Source organism: Phenylobacterium sp. (assembly GCF_036402295.1).
In the GTDB taxonomy this organism is placed as follows: domain Bacteria; phylum Pseudomonadota; class Alphaproteobacteria; order Caulobacterales; family Caulobacteraceae; genus Phenylobacterium.
The window spans coordinates 1-5617 of record NZ_DASWTE010000466.1; the positions used below are offsets into that span (position 1 = coordinate 1).

Here is a 5617-nt window from a genome sequence, read left to right on the forward strand (position 1 = left end):
GTAGACGGCGCTGGGGTTGGCCTCCTTAAGGTCGCGGGCGGCTTCGATGGCGGCCTCGCGGGTGGCGCAGTCGACGACGTAGAAGCCCAGCAAATGCTCCTTGGTCTCGGCGAAGGGGCCGTCGGTGACCACGCCGCGGCCCGTCCCGCGCACCGTGGCGGCGAGCTCAGTGGCGCCCAGGCGGCCGGCCGGGCCCATCTTGCCCTCGTCGGTCAGGCGGTGGTGCACGGCGAGCAGGCCGGTCATCAGCGCGCCGTCCTCGGCGGCGCTCATGTCCTGGATGATGCGTTCCTCGTGGTAGGCCAGGATGGCGTAGAGCATGCGGGGTCCCTCGGCTTCTTGCGCGCCGGCGCAACCCTAGGACGGTCGGTGCGGCGAAACTCCGACATTAGAAAAAATCGCCGCCGAGTGTGACTACCGGCGCAGCAACAGGCGCCCATCTGTGACGCTTCAAACCCAAGCTTTGGAGCGCCCCCGATGGCCGTATCCCTCTACGACGCCTCGATCCCCGGTTATGTGCTGATGCTGAAGAACCTGGCGGCCCTGCTCGACAAGGCCGAGGCGCACGCCAAGGCCAGCGGGGTCGACCCGGCGACCTACCTCGACAAGCGGCTGGCGCCCGACATGGCCACCCTCACCGGCCAGATCCAGCTGGCCAGCGACGCGGCCAAGAGCGGGGCTGCGCGGCTGGCGGGCGTGACGCCGCCCAGCTTCCCGGACACCGAGACCACCTGGGCTGAGGTGAAAGCTCGCGTGGCCAACACCATCGCCTTCGTGGAGTCCGTCGACCGCGCCAAGGTGGACGGCGATCCCGAGCGGACGGTCGAGCTGCCGCTGCCCGGGCGGGTGCTGAAGATGACGGCGCGCGACTTCCTGTTCCAGTTCTCGCTGCCGAACTTCCACTTCCACGTGGTGACGGCCTACGCCCTGCTGCGCGCCGCTGGCGTGCCGCTGGGCAAGGTGGACTACCTGGCCGGCAGCCGCCCCGAGGCGCTTGCGGCCTGACGCGATCCGGGCTGCGGGCCGGGCGCGTCAGCCCGGTTCGCAGATCCGGAACTCGCGGCTCATCTGGATCTGGTAGGTGCGCGCGGCCCAGTTGGCGACGTCGTGCTCCAGCGCGAGCGCGGCGCAACGGTCCGCGCGGCTGGCGGTGACGCCGGCCATGCCGCGGCGCTGGATGCCGGTCAGCAGGCTGCGGGCGTAGAGCGCCGTCGCGTTCTTCGGGTCGGCCGCGAGCACCTTGGCGATGTCGGCTGCGGCCTCGGCGTTGCGGCCGATCTTCAGGAAGATGTAGGCGCGGTCGAGGCGGGTGGCGGCGTCGTCTGGGCGCAGTTCCAGCGCGTGGGCGCAGTCGGCGGGCGTTTTGGCGCGCCAGCGGTCGCGGGCGCCGGCGGCGCACAGCCAGGCCCAGGCGTCGGCGTCCTTCGCGTCGGCCTCGGCGCGGGCGGCGACGGCGTCGGGCAGAGCCTGGGACTCTCGCTGCGCCGTGTGGCGGTCGGGCACGACGCGGCCCTTCTCGCCGCGGCAGAGCGCCGGGACCTGGTAGTCCGACGGCTCGACCACGCGACCGCGCTTGCCGGAGAAGCCGGTGGTGGCGCTGAGCAGCTTCCCTTCGACGTCGAAGGCGCCGACCTTGCCGTCGAAGATGCGGTCGGCGGCGCAGTCGACCGTGGCGGTCGCGCTGACGAGGGCGCCGCCGCCTTCGATGGACGTGGTCGTGCGGCCCACCTTCAGGACCGTGGCGGTCACCTGGCTCTCGGCGCGGCGGACGGTGTCGAGCGCGAGGTACGTGGCCTCGTTCGAGTTGGACATGACGAACTGCAGCGGCCCGGCCGGCAGCACGGGCACGTCCTTCGCGGCCGCCTCGGCCTCCTTGCCCGCCCGGCCGACGTCGCCCGCGATCCAGAGGGCCAGTCCGGCGGCGACGGCTGCCCCCAGCCCCAGGAACACGAACAGTGTGGTGCGGTTCGCCCCGCCCTTCTTCCGACTCAACGCGCTCTCCCCCCGGTTGCGCCCGCGCAGATTTCCCCGACCGTAGCGTCGTCGGCCGGCCGGCGTCCATATGGTGGAGCTTTGGCCCGGCCGGGCCGCCCTCGGTCACGCGAGCTTGAACGCGGCCAAGCTCGTCTGCATGTCGTTTATCGCTTGGCGTTCCTGTAGTGTAGTTTTTATACTGACTTCATGGTGAGCAGATCGAAACCGCCGAGCACGCTCAGCCTTAAGCTTGGGAACTGGCTGGAGGCGAACGCCACGGGCTGGGGCGTCGTGGCGATCCCGGTGCTGGGCCTGATACTCATGGGCGCGGCGCTGCTGGGGCTCGTCTGAGCATCCGCGGGCCGGGGTGGGGCCGTAGCTGTGCTAGGGTGCGGGCGAGCCGATGGAGCAGGCGATGAGCGGTGCGAGAGCGATTGGCCTGGGATTGGCGCTGGGCCTGATGGCCGGCGCCGCGCAAGCCGAGATGTTGTCGCCGTCCCAGGCCCTGGCCCAGGCGGTGCGGCCGGGCCTCGCGCCCGCGCCCGCGGTGAGGCTGTCGCTCGACCCCAGGTCGGCCGAGGCGCATGCTCTGAAGCGCGCCGGCGTCGCGCGCACGGCCATCGACCGGCGGCTGGCGGGCGACGACCTGACCGGCGCGCTGGGGTTCCTGTGCGGGATCCAGCCGGGCGCCGACCGCAATGGCGCAGCCGCCGCGCGCGGCGTCGACCCGTCGGGGCGGTTCGTGGGCGCCAAGCTCAGCCTGGCCTTCCGCTGAGGCCGCAGGCCGCCGCCAGAAGGCGCGCACCGCGTCTGCACAGAAAACGCATAGCGACAGTGCGAAATCGCTGATCATTGGGTAATCGAAGCAGGGTTATAAAGGGGTGTCCGCAACGGACGGCCTCGCTTCCCCACGGGGCCTCCCCAGACCGCAAAGGCCCCGACGTCATGATCCTCTCGTCCCTGCGTAGCCTCATTCAAGCGGCGGCCGCTCCGGTCCTGCTGACGGCGATGCTGGGCCTGGTGATCGCGTTCGCGACCGTAGGTGTGGCCGGCGCCGTCTGAGCGTCCTCCCCTCTCGCGGCTCCCTCCCCAGGCCGCGTCTCGGGCCCCCTTCGCGGGGCCCTTTTCGTGTCCGGCTTCCTGTCGCGCATATGAACGACCGGCTCCGAGGGCGTTCAGGCGCAGCCCGCTAACTTCAGGCTCAAGATCGCCGCAGAGCCCCCGCTCCCGGCGCTGGCTGAAGGAGTTAGAGCCATGACCAACAAGATGACGAAGGCTGTGATGGCCCTGACGGTCGCCGGCGCCGTGGCGCTGCCGGCGAGCCAGGCGGCCGCGGCCTCCAAGACCGAAAGCGCGCTGCTGGGCGCCCTGCTGGGCGGCGTGGCCGGCGCGGCGATCAGCGACGGCAAGACCGAGGGCGTGCTCCTGGGCGCCGTGGCCGGCGCGGCCGTGGGCGCCGCGGTCGACAATGACAACGACCGGCGCCGCTATCGCAGCGGCTACGGCTACCGCACGAGCCGCCCGTACTACCGCGACAGCCGCTACCGGACCTACGACCGCGGCGACTACCGCCAGAGCTACTACGGCCGCAGCTACTACGGCGGCAGCTCGTACGACCGCGACTACTACGACAGCTACGGCTACCGCCGCTAAGTCTCCTCCCCCGAGCACACACCGACTGGGGCGCTGCGCGAGCAGCGCCCCTCTTTTTGGCCCGACCTCAGGGTCGGACACGAAAAATAGGGGATTCCCCCGAAGACCGGGGACGCCCGCTCCGTCATCTACCCCGCCCGCAGAACGGAGCAGGAGGACGGCGTGTCCCGCATCGCAACTCTCATCTACGGCGTGCTTTGCTACGCCATCTTTCTTGGTGTCTTCGTCTACGCCATCGGGTTCGTCGGCGGCTTCATGACGCCGACGAGCCTCGACGGCGCGCCCACGCGCCCGCTGATCGAAGCGCTCGCGATCGACCTCGGCCTCCTGGCCGCCTTTGCGATCCAGCACAGCGGCATGGCGCGGCCGGCCTTCAAGCGCTGGTGGACGCGGATCGTCCCGGAACCGGTGGAGCGGAGCACCTATGTGCTGGCGTCCTCGCTGGCGATGGTGGCGCTGTTCGTCCTGTGGCAGCCCATCGGCGGCGTCATCTGGCGCACCGAAGGCGTCGTGCTTTCGGCAGTGATCGCGGTCTACCTGTTCGGCTGGGCGCTGCTGCTCTACTCGACTTTCCTGATCGACCACTTCGATTTGTTCGGCTTGCGTCAGGTCTGGCATCGGCTGATGGGCTATCAGCCCGTCCCGCCGCAGTTCTACACGCCAACCCTCTACAAGCTGGTGCGCCACCCCCTCTACGTCGGCTGGCTGGTGATCTTCTGGGCGGCGCCCACCATGACCGTGGCCCACTTCGTGTTCGCCGTGATGACGACGGCCTACATCCTGATCGCCATCCAGCTCGAAGAGCGCGACCTCGTCGACGTGTTCGGCGAGCAGTACCTGAACTACCGGCGCCGCACGCCGATGCTCGTGCCGCGGCTCGGCGTCCGGCGTAACGCCTCCACCCCGTCGCGCGTCACGCGCGGCTGATCCCCCTCAACCGGCCTGAGCCGCAAGCGCCTCGGCGCGCGCGGCCGGCCGGCTTCCCCAAGCACATCCCCCGGAGCAATTCCCCATGGCTACCTTCACCGGCGGCGACGCCGCCGAAATCATCACGCCTGCCACCGTCTCGCCCGGCGTCATCGCCGTGGGCGCGGCGCGGCCCTCGAGCGCCGGAGACGCGATCTTCGGCGGCGCCGGCAACGACACCATCGATGGCGGTCGCGGCGACGACTACATCGCCGGCGGCCTCGACGCCGACCTCCTGAGCGGCGGCGAAGGCAACGACGCCTTCGCCTGGTCTCCGGGTGACGGCAGCGACACGATCGACGGCGGCAAGGGCGTCGACGCGCTGCTGTTCCAGACCGGCGACGTGAGCGAGATCATCAGCCTCGCGAACCAGGCCGGGCACGCCATTCTCACGCGCGACGTGGGACTTGTGACCCTCGACCTCGACAATGTGGAGCGCGTGGTGTTCACGGGCGCGCCCGGCGGCGCGGATCGCTTCGTGATCGGCGACCTGAGCGCCACCGAAGTGCGGCAGGTCGAGATCGATCTCGGCTCTGCAGGCGGCGGCGACGGCCAGGCCGACGTCGTGGCGCTGAGCGGCGGATCGGCCGGCGAGGCCCTGGCGTTGGCCACGAGCGGCGGCGTCACCTCGGTCAGCGGCCTGGCCGCGGCGGTCCGCGTGGGCCACGCCGAGTCGATCGACCGGCTGGCGATCGCGGCGGGTGGTGGCGGCGACACCCTGGACGCCTCGGCGATCGCCGGCGGCGTGACGGTGAATTTCGACGGCGGCGAAGGGGCCGACGTGCTGGCGCTGCGCGGCGGGGCCGGGAACGACACCGTGGGTGTGTTCGGCGGCCAGGCGACGCCCGAGGGCGACGCGATCCTGCTGGACGTCAACGGCGCCGCGGGCCAGGTGAACACGCTGTCGGTGGAGACCTTCACCGTCGACACCGGGACCGGCGACGACCTGATCTCGGCGTCGAACTACCAGGGCTCGGCGAAGCTGGTGATCACCGCCGGCGACGGGAACGACACGGCCTTCGGC

At 70.9% G+C, this 5617-nt stretch carries 7 protein-coding genes and 1 pseudogene; 6 read left to right on the forward strand and 2 right to left on the reverse strand.

The window, feature by feature from the left end; translation table 11 throughout:
• The coding region (locus tag VGD44_RS25975; RefSeq protein ID WP_331091618.1) for a YciI family protein at nt 1-321 on the reverse strand (321 nt) is incomplete at its 3' end.
• A gap of 156 nt (nt 322-477) precedes the next feature.
• Between VGD44_RS25975 and VGD44_RS25980 the strand changes: the two genes are divergently transcribed.
• Nucleotides 478-1005, forward strand: coding sequence for a DUF1993 domain-containing protein (locus tag VGD44_RS25980; protein WP_331091620.1), 528 nt, complete (start codon nt 478-480; stop codon nt 1003-1005).
• Between the two features lie 27 nt (nt 1006-1032).
• Here the strand turns inward: VGD44_RS25980 and VGD44_RS25985 are convergent, their stop codons facing one another.
• Entirely contained in the window at nt 1033-1992 is a 960-nt protein-coding gene (locus tag VGD44_RS25985) for a hypothetical protein (RefSeq protein ID WP_331091622.1), read from the reverse strand.
• Between the two features lie 192 nt (nt 1993-2184).
• On the opposite strand from VGD44_RS25985, the gene VGD44_RS25990 reads away from it, so the two are divergent.
• The 5 genes and pseudogenes from VGD44_RS25990 to VGD44_RS26010 all read left to right on the forward strand — a co-directional run.
• A complete protein-coding gene (locus tag VGD44_RS25990; protein WP_331091624.1) occupies nt 2185-2325 on the forward strand; it encodes a hypothetical protein in 141 nt (46 codons plus the stop codon).
• A 64-nt stretch (nt 2326-2389) separates the two neighbouring features.
• On the forward strand, nt 2390-2749 hold the full coding sequence (locus VGD44_RS25995; protein ID WP_331091626.1) for a hypothetical protein: 360 nt from the start codon (nt 2390-2392) through the stop codon (nt 2747-2749).
• Between the two features lie 479 nt (nt 2750-3228).
• Nucleotides 3229-3627, forward strand: coding sequence for a glycine zipper 2TM domain-containing protein (locus VGD44_RS26000; protein WP_331091628.1), 399 nt, complete (start codon nt 3229-3231; stop codon nt 3625-3627).
• 162 nt (nt 3628-3789) lie between these two features.
• Entirely contained in the window at nt 3790-4554 is a 765-nt protein-coding gene (gene mddA / locus VGD44_RS26005) for a methanethiol S-methyltransferase (protein ID WP_331091630.1), read from the forward strand.
• Between the two features lie 85 nt (nt 4555-4639).
• A pseudogene (locus VGD44_RS26010) lies at nt 4640-5617 on the forward strand (hypothetical protein); the annotation flags it as partial.

Excerpts from the sequence above, each read along its gene's own strand:
- VGD44_RS25980 (WP_331091620.1), top strand. The coding sequence starts at position 478 with ATGGCCGTATCCCTCTACGACGCCTCGATCCCCGGTTATGTGCTGATG.
- VGD44_RS25995 (WP_331091626.1), top strand. The coding sequence starts at position 2,390 with ATGAGCGGTGCGAGAGCGATTGGCCTGGGATTGGCGCTGGGCCTGATG.
- VGD44_RS26000 (WP_331091628.1), top strand. The coding sequence starts at position 3,229 with ATGACCAACAAGATGACGAAGGCTGTGATGGCCCTGACGGTCGCCGGC.